At 70.5% G+C, this 20,553-nt stretch carries 15 protein-coding genes; 4 read left to right on the forward strand and 11 right to left on the reverse strand.

The window, feature by feature from the left end:
• Positions 1-69: 69 nt before the first annotated feature.
• From ABZW17_RS13200 to ABZW17_RS13250, 11 genes are all read right to left on the reverse strand, one after another.
• Positions 70-564 carry a hypothetical protein gene (locus ABZW17_RS13200; RefSeq protein ID WP_354812851.1) on the reverse strand — a complete coding sequence of 165 codons (495 nt, stop codon included), beginning with the start codon at positions 562-564 and terminating at the stop codon, positions 70-72.
• 156 nt (positions 565-720) lie between these two features.
• Positions 721-2,502, reverse strand: coding sequence for a murein biosynthesis integral membrane protein MurJ (gene murJ / locus ABZW17_RS13205; RefSeq protein ID WP_354812853.1), 1,782 nt, complete (start codon positions 2,500-2,502; stop codon positions 721-723).
• Positions 2,503-2,577: 75 nt separating this feature from the next.
• Complete coding sequence (locus tag ABZW17_RS13210; protein WP_354812855.1) at positions 2,578-2,835, reverse strand: hypothetical protein; 258 nt, start codon at positions 2,833-2,835, stop codon at positions 2,578-2,580.
• A gap of 166 nt (positions 2,836-3,001) precedes the next feature.
• Complete coding sequence (locus ABZW17_RS13215; RefSeq protein ID WP_354812857.1) at positions 3,002-3,598, reverse strand: TetR family transcriptional regulator; 597 nt, start codon at positions 3,596-3,598, stop codon at positions 3,002-3,004.
• Positions 3,599-3,605: 7 nt separating this feature from the next.
• Positions 3,606-4,763: an acyl-CoA dehydrogenase gene (locus ABZW17_RS13220; RefSeq protein WP_354812890.1), complete on the reverse strand. Its 1,158-nt coding sequence runs from the start codon at positions 4,761-4,763 to the stop codon at positions 3,606-3,608.
• A gap of 2 nt (positions 4,764-4,765) precedes the next feature.
• Positions 4,766-6,715, reverse strand: a complete 1,950-nt coding sequence (locus ABZW17_RS13225) for a biotin carboxylase N-terminal domain-containing protein (RefSeq protein WP_354812859.1) — start codon at positions 6,713-6,715, stop codon at positions 4,766-4,768.
• A 7-nt stretch (positions 6,716-6,722) separates the two neighbouring features.
• Entirely contained in the window at positions 6,723-8,321 is a 1,599-nt protein-coding gene (locus ABZW17_RS13230) for a carboxyl transferase domain-containing protein (RefSeq protein ID WP_354812861.1), read from the reverse strand.
• Positions 8,318-9,466: an acyl-CoA dehydrogenase family protein gene (locus tag ABZW17_RS13235; protein WP_354812863.1), complete on the reverse strand. Its 1,149-nt coding sequence runs from the start codon at positions 9,464-9,466 to the stop codon at positions 8,318-8,320. The genes ABZW17_RS13230 and ABZW17_RS13235 overlap by 4 nt, the downstream gene beginning before the upstream one ends.
• On the reverse strand, positions 9,463-11,151 hold the full coding sequence (locus ABZW17_RS13240) for an acyclic terpene utilization AtuA family protein (protein ID WP_354812865.1): 1,689 nt from the start codon (positions 11,149-11,151) through the stop codon (positions 9,463-9,465). The genes ABZW17_RS13235 and ABZW17_RS13240 overlap by 4 nt, the downstream gene beginning before the upstream one ends.
• Entirely contained in the window at positions 11,148-11,939 is a 792-nt protein-coding gene (locus ABZW17_RS13245) for a TIGR03084 family metal-binding protein (protein ID WP_354812867.1), read from the reverse strand. Before ABZW17_RS13245 ends, ABZW17_RS13240 begins: the two co-directional genes overlap by 4 nt.
• A gap of 112 nt (positions 11,940-12,051) precedes the next feature.
• Positions 12,052-15,276: a HEAT repeat domain-containing protein gene (locus tag ABZW17_RS13250; RefSeq protein ID WP_354812869.1), complete on the reverse strand. Its 3,225-nt coding sequence runs from the start codon at positions 15,274-15,276 to the stop codon at positions 12,052-12,054.
• A gap of 294 nt (positions 15,277-15,570) precedes the next feature.
• On the opposite strand from ABZW17_RS13250, the gene ABZW17_RS13255 reads away from it, so the two are divergent.
• The 4 genes from ABZW17_RS13255 to ABZW17_RS13270 all read left to right on the forward strand — a co-directional run bounded on the left by ABZW17_RS13255 (position 15,571) and on the right by ABZW17_RS13270 (position 20,433).
• Positions 15,571-15,861: a hypothetical protein gene (locus ABZW17_RS13255; protein WP_354812871.1), complete on the forward strand. Its 291-nt coding sequence runs from the start codon at positions 15,571-15,573 to the stop codon at positions 15,859-15,861.
• A gap of 39 nt (positions 15,862-15,900) precedes the next feature.
• The gene (locus ABZW17_RS13260) at positions 15,901-16,740 is read left to right on the forward strand and encodes an enoyl-CoA hydratase-related protein (RefSeq protein WP_354812873.1); all 840 of its coding nucleotides are present in this window, start codon (positions 15,901-15,903) and stop codon (positions 16,738-16,740) included.
• The gene (locus tag ABZW17_RS13265) at positions 16,737-17,321 is read left to right on the forward strand and encodes an acetoacetate decarboxylase family protein (protein ID WP_354812875.1); all 585 of its coding nucleotides are present in this window, start codon (positions 16,737-16,739) and stop codon (positions 17,319-17,321) included. The genes ABZW17_RS13260 and ABZW17_RS13265 overlap by 4 nt, the downstream gene beginning before the upstream one ends.
• A 226-nt stretch (positions 17,322-17,547) precedes the next feature.
• The gene (locus ABZW17_RS13270) at positions 17,548-20,433 is read left to right on the forward strand and encodes a ribonucleoside-diphosphate reductase subunit alpha (protein WP_354812877.1); all 2,886 of its coding nucleotides are present in this window, start codon (positions 17,548-17,550) and stop codon (positions 20,431-20,433) included.
• Positions 20,434-20,553: the final 120 nt, after the last annotated feature.

A 20,553-nucleotide genomic window follows, 5' to 3' on the forward strand; every position in this document is an offset into this window, starting at 1 on the left:
CGGACCCGTAGTGGGGCAGTCGGAGGCCCTCTCACCGGCATCGGGGTCGGTGAGGGGGCCTTCGCGGGTTCAGCGCCGCCAGCCGCCGCAGTAGTACGGGTTGCACGGGTACGGGTTCCACCCGGGGTCCCCTGTGGACGGCGGCTTCGTCGTGACCGCCGGCGGCGGAGGCGGCAGCTCGACGGTGACGGTCGGAGTGGGCGTCGGCGTCCGCCGCGCGTGCATGACGACCGGCGACGGCGTGGTCGTCTCGGTCGGCACGGCCAGCGCGGTCGACGAAGACGGCACGGCGGTGGCCGGCTGCAGCTGCGGGAACTGCGTGGACCCGGGAACGGAATCGGGCCGCGTGGCCAGCACGAGCACGAGCCCCCCGAGCACGACGATCACGGCCGAGGCGAGCGCCATCCGCGCCGCCGCGCTCGGCTCGGGTTCGACGTCCCGGCCGGTCCGGCGCGCCGCCAGCTCGGCCGCCCGCGAACCGGGCTTGCGCGGCCGCGCCCCGGTCTGCCGGAGCAGTTCGTCGACCGTGACCCGATCCCGCCGCCTGCGCGCACTGCGCGTCATGCACGACCTCCACCCGATACCCCCGGCCCCGCACTCGCCCGCGGCGGCCTGATCCCCGGTGGATAGTAGAAACCCTTGCGGCAAAAGTAAACGCGCTGATCGCCGCGGTCTCGTTACCGTTTCGAGACAACCGGATCGCGTTCCCGGCCGTAGCCGTCAACGAGCCGCGAACCGCCGCCACAGGCCGCCCACCCGCCGGGTCACCGGGGTGAACTCCGGCAACCTCAGCACCGCCAGCAACCCGAACGGCACCGCCATCCCCAGCACCCCCTGCACCGGCAGCTTCACCCACGCCCCCGCGATCGCCCCGAGCGACGCCGGCACCGCGTACCCCGCCAGGACCGCCGCCACCACGCCCAGCCCGCTCACCGACAGCGTGATCAGCCCGACCCGCAGCGACCGCTTGCTGCGCAGGTGCCCGAGCCGGACCCACAGCCACACCTGGCCGAGCACCGCGCCGACCACGAACCCGGCGCCGTTCACCAGCATCACGCCGTAGACGATGTGCTCGCCGTCGAGCAGGCCGCGGCACAGCAGCAGCAACGGGATCTTCACCGCCGTCATCACCAGCATGATCAGCGTCGGCGTGCGGGCGTCCTTCATCGCGTAGAACACCCGCAGCTGCAGCATGACCAGCGCGAACGGCAGCAGCCCGACCGCCGACACGGCCAGGGTCTGGCCGAGCCGCTCGGCGTCCTCCAGGGTGCCGCGGCCCCACGTGAAGATCGCGATGCCGACCGGGGTGCCGACCACCGCCAGCACCGCCGAAATGGGCACGAAGAGCACCGTGGACATGCGGGAGGCGAGCGAGAGGTCGCCGACCAGCGACACCGTGTCGCCGTCCGCCGCCGCGCGGCTCATCCGCGGCATCAGGGCCGTCAGCAGCGAGACGCCGAGGATGCCGTACGGCAGCTGGAACAGCAGGGACGCGTAGCTGTAGGCCGTGACGCCGCCGCTGGTGCCGCCGGTCAGCACGCGCGTGGTGATGACGAACCCGACGTGGCTGACCACGACGTAGCCGAGGATCCACGCCGCGAGCCCGCCGAACTCCTTGATCCGCGGGTCGAAGCCCCAGCGCCAGCGGAACCGGAACCCGGTGCGCAGCAACGCCGGGATCAGCACCAGCGCCTGCGCGACGATGCCGAGCGTGGTGCCGAGGCCGAGCACGAGCAGCTTCGGGTCGCCCATCCGGACCGGGTCGAGGGTCAGCTCCCCCGGCACCAGCGCGAACACCACGAGCGTGCCGGTGACGACGACGTTGTTCAGCACCGGCGCCCAGGCCGGCGGGCCGAAGACGTTCTGCGCGTTGAGGATGGCCGACAGCAGCGCGAACAGCCCGTAGAACAGGATCTGCGGCAGCAGCAGGTACGCCAGGGCCGTGGTCAGCCCCGGGTTCGCGGTCGGAGACGATTTGTCGACGTAGAGGGCGGTGAACAGCGGGGCGATGGCCACCGCGACGGCCGTGCCGGCGACGAGCAGCACCAGCGCCATCGTGAGCAGCCGCTGCGTGTAGACGCGGCCACCGTCCGGGTCGTCGTGGGAACGGACCAGCAGCGGCACCACGACACTGGCCAGGACGCCGCCGAAGAGCAGTTCGAAGACGATGTTGGGCAGCGTGTTCGCGACGGTGAAGGAGTCGTTGACGACCCCGGTGCCGACCACGGCGGCCAGCAGCAGCTTCGCGACGAACCCGGTGACCCGGCTGACGGCGGAGGCGACCGCCATCCGGCCGCTGGAGCGGGCCAGCGACGACCCGGCCCCTTCCCCACGGCCGGCGCTGACCGGCGAAGCGGGCGGGCGGGCGACAATCTGGCCGGCGAACTCGTCGTAGGGCCGCCGCGAGACGTCGAGGTCACGGGTCGGCCAGTGCGGGCCGCGCAGCTCGCTCGGCAGGAAGACCGTCGCCTCGTTGTCCACCGGTGGTGGGTGCTCCGCCATGGGGACAAGACTGCCAGGTCAGGGGCACGCACGGGAGACCGAACACACGTTCGAACCCGCGACCCTCCGTGACGCTCAGGCGGCGACGGTGATGGCCAGCACGGCGCGGCCCGCCTCGGTCAGCTCCGCGGCGACGCGCCCGGTGCCACCTTCGACGGCCGGCCGCAGGTAGCCGCCGTGGGCGAGGGCGTGCGCGGTGATCTGATCGCAACAGGCGAATCCGTCGACGAAGAGGTCGGGCTCGCAGCTGCACGACATCTGCGCCCGCCCGGCGGCCACCGCCTTCAGCATCGCCATCGCGCGGTGGGTGAGCTCGACTCCTGAACCGGACACCGGACTGCCTTCCTCTTGCGTCACTACAACGGGTTATTCGCCCGTTGGGCCGATTGTGTTACTTACGGCACTATGACGCTTGGGGTGCGGGTGAGGTTCCGTCCGAGTCCGGGACGTGTTGCCTTCTCGTGGGGGCCGCGGGAGGTCATTTGTCTTGTCCCGCTGCTCAGGTGAGGCGCAGCTCCAGGGTCCGGGCCCACTCGCGGACGATCTGCTTCCGCCGCCGTGCGTCGTCCGTCAGGAGGTTGGCCAGCCCCAGGCCGCGGGCCAGGTCGAGGGTGGCCTGGACCAGTTCGCGTGAGCCTGGCCGGGACTCGTCGATGCCCAGCAGCTCCACCGTCACCCGGTGTGCCTCGCGGCCCACCCGCGCCTCCAGGGGGACCAGGACCTCCCGCAGGGCGTCGTCGGTCGCCGCTACCGACCACAGTTGCAGGGCCGCGCGGAACAGGGGGCCCGTGTAGAGGTTCAGGACCATCTCCACGACGCGCTCGATGCGGGACGTGCCGCTCGGGAGGCCGGCGGCCTGGGCCCGCAGCTCGTCGATCTGGGCCTCGCCGAGCAGGTCGACCGCCGCCACCACCAGGTCCTCGCGGGCCGGGAAGTGGTGCTGGGCCGCGCCGCGGGAGACGCCGGCGCGTTCGGCGATGCCGGCCACCGTCACGCCGTGCCAGCCGCGCTCGCCGAAACTGTCGAGCGCGGCCTCGATCAGCCGCCGCCGCGTGGTGCGGCTGCGTTCCTGCTGGGGTTCGCGGATGCCGGTCAAGGTGCTCCTAGTACGACTTCGGGAGGCCGAGGCTGTGCTGGCCGACGAAGTTGAGCACCATCTCGCGGCTGACCGGCGCGATCCGGCCGAGCCGCACCGCCGTCACGAGCGTGCCGAGGCCGTACTCGGTGGCCAGGCCGTTGCCGCCGTGGGTCTGCACGGCCTGGTCGGTCGCGCGGATGGCCACCTCGGCGGCCGCGTACTTGGCCATGTTGGCCGACTCGCCCGCGCCGAAGTCGTCGCCGGCGTCGTAGAGCGAGGCCGCCTTCTGCGTCATCAGCTTGGCCAGTTCCAGCTCGATCTTGATCTCGGCCAGGGGGTGCGCGAGGCCCTGGTGGGTGCCGATCGGGGTGCCCCAGACCTGCCGCTGGTTGGCGTAGCCGACCGCCTTGGCCAGCGCGTACCGCGCGATGCCGAGGGAAAAGGACGCGCCCATGATGCGTTCCGGGTTGAGGCCCGCGAACAGCTGCGCGATCGCCGCGTCCTCCTCGCCGACGAGCGCCTCGGCCGGGAGCTTGACGTCGTCGAGGAACAGCGAGAACTGGTTCTCCGGCGCGACGATGTCCATCGGGATCTTCGTGTACTCGAAGCCCTCGGTGCCGGTCGGCAGGATGAACAGCGCGGGCTTGAGCCGCCCGGTCTTCGCGTCCTCGGTGCGGCCGACGACGAGCACGGCGTCGGCCTCGTCGACGCCGGAGATGTAGACCTTGCGTCCACTGAGGACCCAGCCGTCGCCGTCGCGCTTGGCGGTGGTGGTGATCTTGTGCGAGTTCGACCCGGCGTCCGGCTCGGTGATCGCGAAGACCATCCGCTTGCTGCCGTCGGCGATCCCGGGCAGCCACTGCTTCTTCTGTTCTTCGGTCCCGAAGCGGGAGATCACGGTGCCGCAGATGGCCGGCGAAACGACCATGAGCAGCAGCGGCGAGCCCGCGGCGGCGAGTTCTTCGAGGACAGCCGCGAGGTCGGCGATGCCCGCGCCGCCACCGCCGTACTCCTCGGGGATGTTGACGCCGAGGTAGCCCAGCCGCCCGGCCTCGTCCCACAGCTCGTGGGTCTTCTCGTCCGCGCGGGCCTTGCGGGCGTAGTACTCGTGCCCGTACTTGGCGCCCAGTTCGGCGACGGCCTTGCGGAGCGCGATCCGCTCTTCCGGCTCGACGAAGTTCATGCTCATGCTTCTTCTCCCACCACCGCGAGGATCGTGCCCACTTCGACCTGCTGTCCGACCGTGACCGGCAGTTCCGCGACCACGCCGTCGGCGGGGGCGGCGATCCGGTGTTCCATCTTCATCGCTTCGAGCCACAACAACGGGTCGCCCGCCTTCACCGGATCGCCGGCCTGCACCGCGAGCCGGACGACCGTGCCCGGCATCGGCGCGACCAGCGACCCCGCCGCGAGGGCGGCGTCCGGGTCGGCGAACCGCGGCGCGGCCGTGAGCGCCACCGACCCGAGCGCGGAGTCCACATAGGACACTCCGGCGTGGCGGGCGACGTCGAACGCGCGACGCACGCCGCCGACGTCCAGCACGACCCGGCCGGGCTCGGCGCTTACCAGCTCCGCTTCGAAACCTTGAGCGCGGAGGCCATCGCGGGTCAGCGAGTAGACGACCTCGTACTCGCGGTCCGCGACCGTGAAGACCTTGCGCTGCCCGGCCGAGCGGACGTTGCGCCACCCGCTGGGCAACCGGCCCTGCGTGGTCGCGGCCGCCCGGTTCCCCGCCGCGTCCGCCAAGGCCGCGGCGAGGGCGGACAGCCGCTCGGTGTCCTCCGTGGCCAGAGGCGCGGCGAGGGTGTCCAGGCCGTGGCGGTCGAAGAACGCCGTGTCGGTCTCCCCCGCCAGGAAAGCTTCGTGGCGGAGGATGTTCACCAGGAGGTCGCGGTTGGTGACGACGCCGTGGATCTTCGTCGCGGCCAGGGCCTTCGCGAGCCGGCGGGCGGCCTCGGCGCGGGTCGGTGCCCAGGTGATCACCTTGGCCAGCATCGGGTCGTAGTGGACACCCACCACCGAGCCGCTCTCGAACCCGGAGTCGAGCCGGAGGCCGGGTCCGTGTGCGAACGAACGGTCCACATCGGGCACTTCGAAGGTGTGCAGCGTGCCGCTCTGCGGCTGCCAGCCGGCCGCCGGGTCTTCGGCGTAGAGCCGGACCTCGATGGCGTGGCCGACGGTCGGGGGCGGGTCGGCCGGCAGGCGCTCGCCCTCGGCGATCCGCAGCTGCAGCGCGACCAGGTCGAGGCCGGTGACGTTCTCGGTGACCGGGTGCTCGACCTGCAGCCGTGTGTTCATCTCGAGGAAGTAGAAGCGCCCGTCGGGCCCGGCGAGGAACTCGACCGTGCCCGCGCCGACGTAGTCGATCGCCTTGGCGGCCTTGCGCGCGGCCTCGAACAGCTCCTCGCGCATGGCGGCGTCGACGAACGGCGACGGCGCCTCCTCGACGACCTTCTGGTGCCGCCGCTGGATGGAGCACTCCCGCTCCCCCACCGCCCACACCGTGCCGTGCCGGTCGGCCAGGACCTGGACCTCGATGTGGCGCCCGGTCTCCAGGTACCGCTCGCAGAAGACGGTCGGGTCGCCGAACGCCGATCCCGCCTCGGCACTGGCGCCTTCCACCGCTTCGGCCAGTTCGTCGAGCGAGCGGACCACGCGCATCCCGCGGCCGCCCCCGCCCGCGGACGCCTTGACCAGCAACGGCAGGTCATCGGCCGTCACCGACACGGGGTCCAGTTCGGACAGCACCGGCACCCCGGCCGCGGCCATCAGCCGCTTGGACTCCACTTTGGAGCCCATCGTCTCGATGGCCTCCGGTGGCGGCCCGACCCAGGTCAGCCCGGCGTCGAGCACGGCCCGCGCGAAGGCCGCGTTCTCGGACAGGAAGCCGTAGCCGGGGTGGACGGCATCGGCGCCGGTCTCGGCCGCGGCCTTGACCAGCAGTTCGGCTCGCAGGTACGTCTCGGACGGCGCGTTGCCGGGCAGCCGGACGGCCGTGTCGGCCTCCGACACGTGGGGCGCGGCGGCATCGGCGTCGGAGAACACCGCCACCGTGCCGATCCCGGCGGCACGGCAACTGCGGAACACGCGGCGGGCGATCTCGCCGCGGTTGGCGACCAGCAGGTTCTGGATCATCGCTCGCTCACATCCGGAAGACGCCGAAGCCCTCGGCGCCCTTCACTGGTCCATTGTGGATCGCGGACAGGCTCAGGCCCAGCACGGTGCGGGTGTCGCGCGGGTCGATGATGCCGTCGTCGTAGAGCATGCCGGAGAGGAACATCGGCATCGACTCGGCTTCGATCTGGCCTTCCACCATGGCCCGCATGGCCTTGTCGTGTTCCTCGTTGTACTCCTGGCCGCGGCTTTCGGCCGCCGCGCGGGCCACGATGGACAGCACGCCGGCCAGCTGCGCCGGGCCCATCACCGCGGACTTCGCGCTCGGCCACGCGAACAGGAACCGGGGATCGTAGGCGCGGCCGCACATCCCGTAGTGCCCGGCACCGTAGGACGCTCCCATGAGGACGGACAGGTGCGGCACCTTCGAGTTCGACACGGCGTTGATCATCATCGCGCCGTGCTTGATGATGCCGCTCTGCTCGTACTCCTTGCCGACCATGTAGCCGGTCGTGTTGTGCAGGAACACCAGCGGCGTGTGGATCTGGTTGGCCAGCTGGATGAACTGCGCGGCCTTCTGCGACTCCTCGCCGAACAGCACGCCCTGGGCGTTGGCCAGGACACCGACCGGGTAGCCGTGGATGCTCGCCCAGCCCGTGACGAGCGACGAGCCGTAGAGCGGCTTGAACTCGTCGAAGTCGGAGCCGTCGACCACGCGGGCGATGACCTCGCGCGGGTCGAACGGCACCTTGAGGTCGGTCGGCACGATGCCGAGCAGGTCCTCGGTGTCGTACAACGGCTCGGCGTAGTCCGGCTTCGGTGTCGGGCCCTGCTTGGTCCAGTTGAGCCGCTTGACGATGTTGCGGCCCAGGCGGATCGCGTCGGCCTCGTCCACGGCGAGGTAGTCGGCCAGGCCGGAGGTGCGGGCGTGCATCTCGGCGCCGCCGAGCGACTCGTCGTCGGACTCCTCGCCGGTGGCCATCTTGACCAGCGGCGGCCCGCCGAGGAACACCTTCGCGCGTTCCTTGACCATCACGACGTAGTCCGACATGCCCGGCAGGTACGCGCCCCCGGCCGTGGAGTTGCCGAAGACCAGCGCGATCGTCGGGCAGCCCGCGGCCGAGGCCCGCGTGATGTCCCGGAAGATCCGGCCGCCGGGGATGAAGATCTCCTTCTGCGTCGGCAGGTCCGCACCGCCCGACTCGACGAGGTTGATCGACGGCAGCCGGTTCTGGGCGGCGATGTCCGCCGCCCGGAAGGACTTCTTCGTCGTCCACGGGTTGCTCGCGCCGCCCTTGACCGTCGGGTCGCTGGCCGAGATCAGGCACTCGACCCCTTCGACGACGCCGATCCCGGTGACCAGGCTCGCGCCGACGCGGTAGTCGGTCCCCCACGCGGCCAGCGGCGAGAGCTCCAGGAACGGCGAATCCTCGTCGAGCAGCAGCTCGATCCGTTCCCGCGCGAGGAGCTTGCCGCGCTTGCGGTGGCGCTCGACGTACTTCTCGCCGCCACCGGCCACGGCCTTGGCGTGCTCGGCGTCGATTTCGGCGAGCTTCTCCAGCATCGCCTCGCGGTTCGCGCCGAACTCGGCGGCCCGCGTGTCCACTGTGGACCTCAAGGTAGTCACGAGGTGTATCCCAATCGCTTCGCGGCCAGGCCGGTGAGGATCTCGGTGGTGCCGCCGCCGATGCCGAGGATCCGGACGTCGCGGTAGTGGCGCTCCACTTCGGACTCGCGCATGTAGCCGAGCCCGCCGTGCAGCTGGACGGCCTCGCTGACCACCCACTCGGCCGCTTCGACGGCGGTGTTCTTCGCGAAACAGGCTTCGGCGATGACCTCTTCGCCCGAGACGTGCCGGATCGCGGCCTGCCGGGCGTAGGTGCGGGCCACGTCCACGCGACGGGCCATTTCGGTGAGTTTGTGCTGCACGACCTGCCGCGAGATGAGCGGACGGCCGAACGTCTCGCGCAGCCGGCACCAGTCCAGGGTCAGGTCGAGCGCCCGCTGGGCGTGCGCGTACGCCTGCACGGCCAGCGAAAGCCGTTCGGTGACGAACTGGGTGGCGACCTGGGCGAACCCGCTGTTCTCGGCGCCGACCAGGTTGTCGACCGGCACCCGGACGTCCACGTAGGACAGTTCGGCGGTGTCGGAGCAGAGCCAGCCCATCTTCTCGAGCTTGCGGCTCACGGTGAACCCCGGCGTCCCGCGTTCGACGACGATGAGCGAGAGGCCGTGGGCGCCGTCGCCGCCGGTCCGCACCACCGTCGTCACGAAGTCCGCGCGGCAGCCGGAGGTGATGAACGTCTTGGCGCCGTTGACGACGTACTCGTCGCCCTCACGGACGGCGGTGGTCCGGATCCCGGCGACGTCCGAGCCGCCGTCGGGCTCGGTCACCGCGAGCGAGCCGATCTTGGCCCCTTCGAGCGCCGGCCGCACCCAGCGTTCGATCTGGACGGGATCGTTCGCTTCGGCGATGTGCGGAACGGCGATGCCGCAGGTGAACAGGGACGCGAAGAGGCCGCCGGAGCCACCCGCGTAGTGCATCTCCTCGGCGACGACCAGGGCGTCGAGGTAGTTGCCGTCGCCCCCGCCGATCTCCTCGGGGAAGGCCACACCCAGCAGGCCGAGGTCCCCGGCCTTGCGGTGCAGGTCCCGTGGCAGCTCGCCGGCGCGCTCCCAGTCCTCGAGGTGCGGCAGGACCTCCTGCTCGACGAACTTGCGCACGGTCTTGCGCAGCTCGGCCCGTTCGGGAGTCCGGAAAGGATCGGTCACAAGAGCACCTCGAGGATGTCGATCTCGCGAGAACGGAGCCATTCACCCAGGGCCTTGGCTTGCGGGTCGAATCGGGCCTGCGACGCGACGCCCTCGCCGAGGATGCCCTCGACGACGAAGTTCATCGCCCACAGGTTCGGCAGCAGGTAGCGCGTCACAGGCAGGTCGGCGGTTTCGGGCAGCAGCAGCTTGAACTCGGCGACGGTCAGCCGGTGCACCAGCCATCGCCACGCCGCTTCGGAGCGCACCCACACGCCGACGTTGGCGTTGCCGCCCTTGTCCCCGCTGCGGGCCCCGGCGATCGTGCCCAGCGGTACCCGCCGCACCGGCCCGTGGCCGAGCGGCTCGGGCAGCGCCGGTTCATCCACTTCGGACAGGTCCTGAGTGGACGACGAAGGCGCTATGTCGACACGCATCCCGTCGGGCAGGACAGCCACGTGCGGAACCTGCTCCGCAGCAACGTAAGCCGCGGTGTAGACGCCGTACGGCGAGGCGTCCGACGGCGGTGCCGTCACGTGGAAGCCGGGGTAGCTGGCCAGCGCGAGTTCGACGGCGGCACCGGTGAACGCCCGCCCGGCCGCCTTCGGATCGGCGTCCTTGACGGCGACGTGCAGCAGCGCGCTCGCGGTCTGCTCGGTGTCGGCGTCGGCGTGGTCGGTGCGGGCGAGGGTCCACCGGACGTCGGCGGGTGGCCGGTCCTTCATGGACGCTTCGAGCTGTTCCTTCACGAGCGCGGCTTTCGCCTCGATGTCGAGTCCGGTGAGGACGAACGTGGTCTCGTTGCGGAACCCGCCGAGGGTGTTCAGCGCAACCTTGAGCGCCGGCGGCGGCGCTTCCCCGCGGACACCGGAGATCCGGACGCGGTCCGGCCCGTCTTCGGTCAGCGACAGCGTGTCGAACCGGGTCGTGACGTCCGGCCCGGCGTACCGGGCGCCGGTGATTTCGTACAGCAGCTGCGCGGTCACCGTGCCGGCGTTGACCACCCCACCGGTGCCCGGGTGCTTGGTGATGACGCTGGAGCCGTCGGCTTCGATCTCGGCGATCGGGAACCCGGGCACGCCCAGGGAATGCTCGGTGAAGAAGGCGTAGTTGCCCCCGGTGGCCTGGGCCCCGCATTCGATGACGTGCCCGGCGGCGACCGCGCCGGCGAGGGCGTCGAAGTCGTCGCGGGCCCAGCCGTAGTGCGCGGCGGCCGGGCCGACGATCACGGAGGCGTCGGTGACCCGCCCGGTGACGACGACGTCGGCCCCCGCGTTCAGGCACTCGACGATCCCCCAGGCGCCGAGGTAGGCGTTGGCGGTCAACGGTTTCCCGAGATCCAGCTCTTCGGCGCGGTTGACGAGGTCATCACCTTCGACGTGGGCGATCTTGACGTCGAGGCCGAGCTTGGCCGCGAGTTCCCGCAGCGCGTCCGCCAGCCCGGCGGGGTTGAGCCCCCCGGCGTTGGCGACGATCTTGACGCCCTTTTCCCGCGCCAGCCCGAGGTTTTCCTCCATCTGCCGGAGGAACGTCTTCGCGTACCCGCGGTTCGCGTCCTTCATCCGGTCGCGGCCGAGGATGAGCATGGTCAGCTCGGCGAGGTAGTCGCCGGTCAGGACGTCGAGGGGCCCGCCGGTGAGCATCTCGCGGACGGCGGAGAACCGGTCCCCGTAGAACCCGGAGGCGTTGCCGATGCGGTAGGTCATGCGAACTGCCCCGGCGTCCGGCCGGCCCCGGGCGGGCCCGCGAAGGCCTGCGCGATGCCGAGCCACTCCTCGACGTCGGCGCCGTGCGCGACCAGGCCGGTGTCGGCGGGGTGCCGCCGCTGGGTGACGACGAGGCAGAAGTCCAGGGCGGTGCCGGTCAGCTTCTGCTCGGCGTCCTCGGGCCCGAACGCCCAGGTGGAGCCGTCGGGCGCGGTCAGCTCGACCCGGAACTCCTCGGCCGGCGGAGCGAGCGAGTGCACCTTGTAGGCGAAGTCGCGGGTCCGGGTGCCGAAGCGGGCGATGTGCCAGATCCGGGCGGTCGGCTCGCGGGTGAGCCCGAGCGCGTCGAAGACGTCCTGCCCGTGGGCCCAGGTTTCCATCATCCGCGCGGTGGCCATCGAGGCGGCGCTCATCGGCGGCCCGTACCAGGGCAGCTTCTGCCCGTCCGGCACGGCTTTCAGGGCCTCGGCCAGCCGCGCGCGGCCGTCCCGCCAGTCTTCGAGGATCTCCGGCGGCGGCAGCTGGGCTCCGGCGGCCGCCCCGTCGTCGACGTAGGTCTCCCCGGCTTTGAGCAGCTCTTCGACCTCGGCCTGCCAGTCTTCCGGGCGCGCGGCCGCGATCAGCGCCTTCCGGTCGGTCCAGGCCAGGTGCGCGATCTGGTGCGCGATCGTCCACCCCTCCGCGGGGGTGGCCCGCGCCCAGCCGGACGCGGGCAGGTTCGCCACCACGTCGTCGATCGTCCGTGTCTCCGCGTCGAGATCCCCGAGGATCACGCCGAGGTCCGCCATCGCCCGCCTCCTTGCGTTCCTCGGGTCAGGGTGGCACCGGGGCGGAGAAAAATCAAGCACGCCTGATTGTTTCGCGATCGATACTAAGATCGTGCGACGTAAAGTCCACCGTCTAGCGCCGCCAGAGGGAGAAGCGGCGAAGGACGTCGATCGCCCGGCCACGATCACCTCGGGAGACCTTCCGGTCGCGGCTCAGATCGTCAATCAGATCGATGATCGTCACGCGGTCCAGGTCGATGTTGCCGACGGGGTCGAGCCGAAAATCGTCAGGGGCATTCGTCCGGACGTCCATAGCGCCCGACAGCCGCGCGTACTCGCCGAGCAGGAGATGGGCGAGCAGCTCCGCCGCGTCGACCCGGGCCACCCCCGTCACGTCGCTGTCGCCGATGAAGCCGAGAAGTACGCGAACCGCGGCCGGCTTGTCGATGGATCCCTGCAGGCCAGCAACGAAGACCCGGGCGCGGTCGCCGAGGGAGCGGTCATCGACCAGCGAGAGCACCGCGTCGCCTCCGCGACGGCCGCCGACCTGGAGCATGATCTCGAGGACGCGGAGCCGTCCGTCGTCATCGAGCGTCGTATCCCGGACGAGCGACTCCAGCAGCTCCATCGGGTTGTACTCCGCCATGGAGGCCAGCATCTCGACCGCGCCGATCCGCACGTTGTGGTCGCTCATGCGCTGCGTCGCGATGCGTTCGAGCTCCCGCAACGCGTCCTTATCCCCGCGCTCCGCCAGCGCCCCGGCCGCGCGGATCCCCACGTGCGGATCGACCGAAAGGTCCGACGACAGCTTCGACAACACACTCTCCGCCTTGGAACCTCCATGCCTGACCAGGGCACGAACTGACTCCTCGCGCACGTAGACCGGAAGGTCGGCGGCACGGGCGAGTCCGTCGAGCAGTTCGATCCCGCGCACCTCTCCAGCTCCAGCCAACACCGCAGCAGACCGGACTCGCGAGTAACCGCTCACCCGCGCGTCCAGGGCGAGCTCGGCGAGTAGTTCAGACGCCAGTGCCGCTCCCCGGCCGCGGAGGGTCATGGCCGACGCGACCCGTTCACGTCCGGCCAACGTGGCGTCCCGGGCGAGATCGACGAGCAAGCGGGACACATGGTCCGGATCCAGCGACTCGACCCGCGCCGCGAGCGTGGCCCGCATCCGCGAACCGATCGACTTGTTCCTCGCCAGCTCGTCCAGTAATCCGACCGCAGCGGCGACATCGACATCGACGTCGACGACGGCCTCGGCCGCCCTGGCCCGGACCGCCGGGTGGAGGTCGTTGTCACGAGCGATCAGGCGCAGCCGGTCGAGCGCGTCCTCCGCACCGATGGCAGCCAGCAGGCGCAGGGCCAGGAAGGCGTTTTCAAACCGCCCCTGATCACCGCGTACAACTCCTCGAGCACGACGAGGAGGCGGCGAATTCAAGGTGTTGCCCAGGACCCAGACCAGGTCGACAAGCTTCCTCGCCATCGCCAGAACGACCCTTCGCGGCACATCGGTGCCAAGCCGCAGCAGGACGGCGATGAACTCGCACCCGGCCAAGCCGCCACGGTCGACCAGCCGGAGCAGGCAGTCGGCGACGGCGTCCTGGACTTCGCCGCACTGATCGAGGACGAATCCCGTGAACGAGGTGTCGACCTCCGGCGGCGGCGGTACCCGTCGGCCAAGGATCCGTTCGAGGATAGCAACTCGTGGCTTTCTCCCGAAAAGGACAGCCAGCGACTCAAGGCAGGCCGACGCTGACCGCGTTGCGTGTGCGGCGGCCAAAAACTCCCCGATGGTCTGGTGGAAGAAGGACAGTTCGCCGCTGCGCAGCATCACCAACCCGCTGCGTTGCAGCAGGCTTTGCAGGTACTCGCGCCAAACGGTGGCCGGTACCCGCTTGGGACATGCGGCTCCAGGCAACCCGGAGACGATGTCCAAGATCGAAACCAGGGAGCCGCTCTGCAACTCGGCCGCCGACCGGGAGATCAGTTCAGGCAGGCGTTCGAGGGTCCGCCAACCCTCACCCAGTGCCTCGTCCCCATAGCGTTCCAGGCTGGTCCGCACCTGGGCTTGGATGCCCGACATGTCCGCACTCTGCATGCGCCGCATCAGCTGCTCCACGTACTTGCGGTAAATCTCGCCTCGACTGGCCGGCAGCGGAGCATCTGGGTTCGCCCCGTGCAGCTGGCAGAGCAACGCTGCCATCAGCGGCGTCCGGGCGAGGCCGAACACCCTGGTCCGCCGCACCGCGTTCGCGAACCGCTCGGCCACCCGGTCCGGATTTTCGAGCCCGAGCACGCGGAACCAGTCGACGGACACGCGGTTCAGATCCGCCCAGGTGAACGGCTCCAGTTCGTACACGGGAGCCTGTGCGCCGAGGACAGCGAGCTCCCATTCGGGCAGGGGGCGGGTGGCGATGACGAACCGGTACTGGCGCCCGCGGCTGCCGTCGGAGATCTGATCCAACGCCGCCAGGAGGTTCCGACGGTCGGCCGTGTCGGTGATTTCGTCGAGTCCGTCGACCATGACGAGCCACGGCACGTCCTCGTAGGGGCACCTCTTGAACAGATCGTCGGGCAGTGGCTCGAGCAGGCCGAAACGGCTCAGCTCGGCGGTCGCCGCCTCCGCGAGCGCGGCCGCCAGTGGCTTACCTGACAGGGCCGCCGCGGACACGAGGATCGGCAGCGAAGTCTCGAGTTCTCCCGCCCGCCTAGCCGCCACCGCCCGGATCATGTGGGTGCGGAACAGACTGGTCTTGCCGCCGCCGGGCGCGCCGACGACCACGCAGATGCGATCATTGTCCAAGATCTCTTCCGCGGACATCCGGCCGGGCACGCGTCGGACGGACGGCATGGACGTCCACGAGGCGGACTCGCCGGCCAAGACGGCGGCCGGGCTCGCGGCGAGTTTTCCGGACACGGCCGACCCGGTCCGTCTCTCGTCCACCCGGACCCGCCGGCGCACGTATACCTCGGTGAGCGGCGGCGTATTGCCCGGCAGTACGCCCGGGTAAGGGTGCTCTCGAGCCGCGCGGACCGCCGCCGCGATGTAGTCGTCGATCGGGAAGTGAGCCGGGCCGCCTTCCGGCTCGGCTCCCGCCCGACCCCGCCCCTGGGCCGATCGGTCCGGCTGGGCGGCCTCCAGCAAGTCCGCCCAGTACCTCTCCGCGGGAGCCGCGGCGCCGGTCAGCTCGCACCACAGCCGCACGAGTGCATACACAGCGGCCAAACTGCCGACCGATGGTGTTTTGGCCTTCGAAAAATCTTCCGCCAGCCAGTCACTGAGCCGCTGTCCACGGAAATCGGCGACGAGATATGGCGATTTGCGCAGGATCCGTGCGGTTTCGTCCTGCGACAACGGGCGGAGCCCGGCTCGGCGGCGTGCGGCATCAGCTCTGCCCCTGAGGGCGCGCAACTCGTCGTACAAACGCCGCTCACTGCGCGTGGCGATGGCTCCCTCCCCCGCCTCCTTACTCCCCCGCAGCGGGCGAAATCTCCACCCGCAGCAGCGTGCAGCGTAGCCCACGACCTGCCCGCTTCACCCGCTCGAGACCCCGACTCGCCGAGGACCAGCGGACGATCTCCCGGCACGACCATTGGGCCGAGGAGGTACCCCGTGCACAACCGGAAACACGGAAGCGACGAGGACGGGATGACGGAGAAGATCACGGCCACCGCGAGCGAAGAATTGTCCCGGCGCGCCTGGGAAGGCGGTGCTCCATTGCTCGCCCAGCTGATCCACCTCGCCTTCACTGGAGACCGGGAAGCCTTTATCAGGATCGTTTCCCTGTTCGTTCTGCTCATCGGGGCTGTGGTCCTGATCGGTGCAGTGCTCCCGTGGGTCTCCGCCGCCGCGCTCGGTGGCGGTTCGGTCTGGGCAGGCCGCCGCGCCCGCCGCGGCACTGCCCCGACCATCGCCCCGCCGACCGCGGACCGCTATTGACACCTTGCCAGTAGCGCCGGACTGCAATAGCGTCGTCGCATGGCCGACTACGCCGAGATCACCTACGCCGTCGCGGAGCGGGTCGCCGTGGTCACCCTGAACCGGCCCGAGGCGCGCAACGGCTACACGATCCGGATGGCCGACGAGCTCGCCGCCGCCATGGACCGGGCCGACCGCGACGAGGACGTGCGCGTTGTCGTCCTGACCGGCGCCGGCCGGGACTTCTGCGTCGGGGCGGACCTCTCGCAGGGCGGCTTCGACTTCGACCCCGACGAGGGACCCGGCAAGGGATGGCAGGAGCCCGCCGGCCGGTGCTCGAAGCGGATCTTCGCCATGCACAAGCCCGTGATCGCCGCCCTGCACGGTGCCGCCGTCGGGGGCGGGCTCACCATCACTCTCTCGTGTGACTACCGGCTCGCGTCGGCGGACTCGCGGTTCGGGTTCGTCTTCACCCGCCGCGGCATCTACCCCGAAGGCGCCTCGGCCTGGTTCCTCCCCCGGCTCGTCGGGATGGGCACCGCGCTCGACTGGATGATCAGCGGGCGGGTCTTCGACGCGGCCGAGGCCCTCGAAAAAGGCCTGGTGCACCGCATCGTCGACACCGGAACCGTGCTCGACGAAGCCAAGGAACTCGCGCAGGAGATCGTCGAGACGACCGCCCCGGTGTCGGTCGCGGTGACCCGGCAACTGCTCTACCGGATGGCGAGCGCCGAATCGCCGTTCCCGGTGCACGAGCTCGACTCGCGCCTGATCGGCGGCCTCGGCGCGAACCCGGACGCCGTCGAAGGGGTCCTGTCGTTCCTGCAGAAACGGCCGCCCGCGTTCGGCATGCGCGTCGAAACGGACCTGCCCGACTACCTGCCCTGGCTGGAGAAATGACCGCCTATCCCCCGCAGCCCTGGCACCTCGTCGCCGACGCGCACGTCTCGATCTGGCGCGTCCCCGCGCGCGATGTCCACCCCGGTGCCCTGTCCGTCGCCGGGCACACCACCGTCTTCACCGCCTGGATCGCCTACCGCGAGCCCGGGCAGCTCGCCTACCACGAGCTGCTGGCCGCCGTCCCGGTGCGGGGCAGGCGGACCACCTGCACGATCACGCAGATCTGGGTCGACTCCGAAGTCTCCCTCCGCGGCGGCCGCGAGCTGTGGGCCATCCCGAAGGACCTCGCCACCCTGCAGTTCACCGACCGCACCCACACCGCCGCGACCGGCGACGACTGGATCGCCACCGCCGCCTTCACCCCCAGGCCGGGTTCACCGCTCGCCCTCCCCAGCCGGTTCGACGTCCTCCAGGACCGCGACGGCACCCCCGTCCGGACGCCCGTCGGCGCGAAGATCCGGCCCGGGCTCGCCGCGGCCGACTGGACCGTCAACCCGCGCGGCCCGCTCGGCTACCTGGCCGGCCGGCGGCCGTTCCTGAGCCTCGCCCTGCCCGCCACCGTGCTGCGTTTCGGGGCGTGAGCAGCACCTCTGGGTGATCACGTAACCCGGCAGGGTGAGGACCCGCGACACGCCATTTAGGGTCCCGCGCGCGCCTCGACCCCAACATGTAGTCTCTCAACACCGGCAGCCCCCAGCGACGGGGAGACCGCTGCGGAGGGTCGCCGGGCAGCTTTCAAGAAACCGCAGCGCACGGCCTCATGACGCCGTGTGGCGATCGAACGCGCCCGAAAACTTGGAGACACGCATGTCAGTCGAAACTGGTCAGCGGCCGTCAGCCGCCGACGCACCCACCGCGATCCGGGTCATCCGGCGGGACGGCAGCGTGTCGCCGTTCGACGCCGGGAAGATCTCGGTCGCGCTGACCAAGGCGTTCCTCGCGGTCGAGGGCGGCGACGCCGCCGCGTCCTCCCGCGTGCACCACGTCGTCGCGGAGCTGACCCAGCAGGTGGAGACCACCCTGCTGCGCCACGCCGGCCCCGAGACCGCCCTGCACATCGAGCAGATCCAGGACATCGTCGAGCTCGCCCTCATGCGCGGCGAGCACCACAAGGTCGCCCGCGCCTACGTCCTCTACCGCGAGGAGCGCAGCAAGGCCCGCGAGGCCGCCAAGCCCGCCGCCACCGAGGTCGCCCTGAACGTCAAGGGCGCCGACGGCGTCCTGCGCCCGCTCGACTGGGCCCGCGTGTCCCACGTCGTGGGCGAGGCCGTCGCCGGCCTCGAGGACGTCGAAGCCGGCCCGGTGCTGGCCGAGGCCAAGCGCAACCTCTACGACGGCATCAGCGCCGAAGAGCTGGCCCTGGCCCAGGTCCTGGCCGCGCGCGTGCTGGTCGAGCAGGAGCCCAACTACTCCTACGTCTCCGCCCGGCTGCTGCTGGACAAGCTGCGCGGCGAGGCGCTGAGCTACCTCGCGAAGCAGCCGCGCCAGGCCAGCCAGGACGAGATGGCGGCCGAGTACCCCGCGTACTTCCGCGCCTACCTGCGCCGCGCCATCGAGCTGGAGCTGGTCGACGGCGAACTGCAGCGGTTCGACCTGGACAAGATCACCGCCGCGATCCGCCCCGAGCGCGACCTCGACTTCGGCTTCCTCGGCCTGCAGACGCTCTACGACCGGTACTTCCAGCACCACGACGGCACCCGCTTCGAGCTGCCGCAGGCGTTCTTCATGCGCGTCGCCATGGGTCTCGCGATCCGGGAAGACGACCGCGAAGCCCGCGCGATCGAGTTCTACGAGCTGCTCTCGAGCTTCCACTTCATGGCCTCCACGCCGACGCTGTTCAACTCGGGCACCACGCGCCCGCAGCTGTCGTCCTGCTTCCTGACCACGGTGGACGACGACCTGGACTCGATCTTCCAGGCCTACAAGAACAACGCGCTGCTGGCCAAGTACTCGGGCGGCCTCGGCAACGACTGGACCCCGGTCCGCGGCCTCGGCGCGCACATCAAGGGCACCAACGGCCAGTCGCAGGGTGTCGTGCCGTTCCTCAAGATCGCCAACGACACCGCCGTCGCGGTCAACCAGGGCGGCAAGCGCAAGGGCGCGGCCTGCGCGTACCTCGAGACGTGGCACGTCGACATCGAGGAGTTCCTCGACCTGCGCAAGAACACCGGTGACGACCGCCGCCGCACCCACGACATGAACACCGCGAACTGGGTGCCGGACGAGTTCCTCCGCCGCGTCGAGGCAGGCGCCGAGTGGACGCTGTTCTCGCCGAACGAGACGCCGGACCTGCACGACCTCTACGGCAACGAGTTCGCCGCCCGCTACCGCGAGTACGAGGCGATGGCCGACCGCGGCGAGATCAAGGTGTTCCGCCGGATCCGCGCGGTCGACCTGTGGCGCCGCATGCTGACCATGCTGTTCGAGACCGGCCACCCGTGGATCACGTTCAAGGACCCGTGCAACCTGCGCTCGCCGCAGCAGCACGTCGGCGTCGTGCACTCGTCCAACCTGTGCACCGAGATCACGCTGAACACCACCGTCGACGAGGTCGCGGTCTGCAACCTCGGCTCGGTGAACCTGCTCAAGCACGTCACCCCGTCCGGTTTGGACACCGCGCGCCTCGAGAAGACCGTGCGCACCGCCGTCCGCATGCTGGACAACGTGATCGACATCAACTTCTACACGATCCCGGAGGCGCGCCGCTCCAACCTGCGCCACCGCCCGGTCGGCCTGGGCATCATGGGCTTCCAGGACGCGCTGTTCGAGATCGGCGTCCCGTTCGCCTCCGAAGCGGCCGTCAAGTTCGCCGACGTCTCGATGGAGCACCTCTCGTACTACGCAATCTCGGCGTCGACCGACCTCGCCGAGGAGCGCGGCCAGTACCAGTCGTTCGAGGGATCGCTGTGGAGCAAGGGCATCCTGCCGATCGACTCGCTGCAGCTGCTCATCGACGCCCGCCAGGGTGACGGCCTCGACGTCGACACCTCGTCCACTTTGGACTGGGCGCCGCTGCGCGAGCGCGTCAAGACCGTCGGCATGCGCAACTCCAACGTGATGGCGATCGCGCCGACCGCGACGATCTCCAACATCTCGGGGGTCGGGCAGTCGATCGAGCCGCTGTTCCAGAACCTGTTCGTCAAGTCGAACATGTCCGGCGACTTCACCGTCGTCAACCCGCACCTGGTCAAGAGCCTCAAGGCCCGCGGCCTGTGGGACGAGGTCATGGTCAGCGACCTCAAGTACTTCGACGGGTCCCTGGGCCAGATCGACCGCGTGCCGGACGACCTGAAGGCGCTGTACGCCACGGCGTTCGAGATCGAGTCGAAGTGGATCGTCGACGCGGGTTCGGTGCGCCAGAAGTGGATCGACCAGGCGCAGTCGCTGAACCTCTACATCGCGGCGCCGAGCGGCCGCAAGCTCGACGAGCTGTACCGCTACGCGTGGCACAAGGGCCTCAAGACCACGTACTACCTGCGGGCGCAGTCCGCGACGCACGTGGAGAAGAGCACCCTGCGCGGCACCGACGGCAAGCTGAACGCCGTCTCGGCCACCCCCGCCCCGGCCGCCCCGGCTCCCACGCCGGCGCCCGCTCCCGCGCCGACGCCGGCCCCGGCGCCCGACGTGGACTTCGTGGCCACCGAGGGTGCCGCCTGCCGCATCGACGACCCCGACTGCGAAGCCTGCCAGTAAGCCCTCCCGCGGCTTGTCGTGAGTGGTAAGGCGGGGGTGGTTACCCCCGAGGCCCACACCCCCCCGCCCCCCCCAGGGGGGGTCGAGTACCACAAGCTCGGGAACGGCCGCACCCGCCCG

The sequence above is a fragment of the Amycolatopsis sp. NPDC004625 genome, from assembly GCF_040609695.1.
Lineage (GTDB): Bacteria > Actinomycetota > Actinomycetes > Mycobacteriales > Pseudonocardiaceae > Amycolatopsis.

Excerpts from the sequence above, each read along its gene's own strand:
- ABZW17_RS13225 (WP_354812859.1), bottom strand. The coding sequence starts at position 6,715 with ATGATCCAGAACCTGCTGGTCGCCAACCGCGGCGAGATCGCCCGCCGC.
- ABZW17_RS13245 (WP_354812867.1), bottom strand. The coding sequence starts at position 11,939 with ATGGCGGACCTCGGCGTGATCCTCGGGGATCTCGACGCGGAGACACGG.
- ABZW17_RS13270 (WP_354812877.1), top strand. The coding sequence starts at position 17,548 with ATGTCAGTCGAAACTGGTCAGCGGCCGTCAGCCGCCGACGCACCCACC.
- murJ (WP_354812853.1), bottom strand. The coding sequence starts at position 2,502 with ATGGCGGAGCACCCACCACCGGTGGACAACGAGGCGACGGTCTTCCTG.
- ABZW17_RS13220 (WP_354812890.1), bottom strand. The coding sequence starts at position 4,763 with ATGAACTTCGTCGAGCCGGAAGAGCGGATCGCGCTCCGCAAGGCCGTC.
- ABZW17_RS13200 (WP_354812851.1), bottom strand. The coding sequence starts at position 564 with ATGACGCGCAGTGCGCGCAGGCGGCGGGATCGGGTCACGGTCGACGAA.
- ABZW17_RS13240 (WP_354812865.1), bottom strand. The coding sequence starts at position 11,151 with ATGACCTACCGCATCGGCAACGCCTCCGGGTTCTACGGGGACCGGTTC.
- ABZW17_RS13260 (WP_354812873.1), top strand. The coding sequence starts at position 15,901 with ATGGCCGACTACGCCGAGATCACCTACGCCGTCGCGGAGCGGGTCGCC.
- ABZW17_RS13265 (WP_354812875.1), top strand. The coding sequence starts at position 16,737 with ATGACCGCCTATCCCCCGCAGCCCTGGCACCTCGTCGCCGACGCGCAC.
- ABZW17_RS13255 (WP_354812871.1), top strand. The coding sequence starts at position 15,571 with ATGACGGAGAAGATCACGGCCACCGCGAGCGAAGAATTGTCCCGGCGC.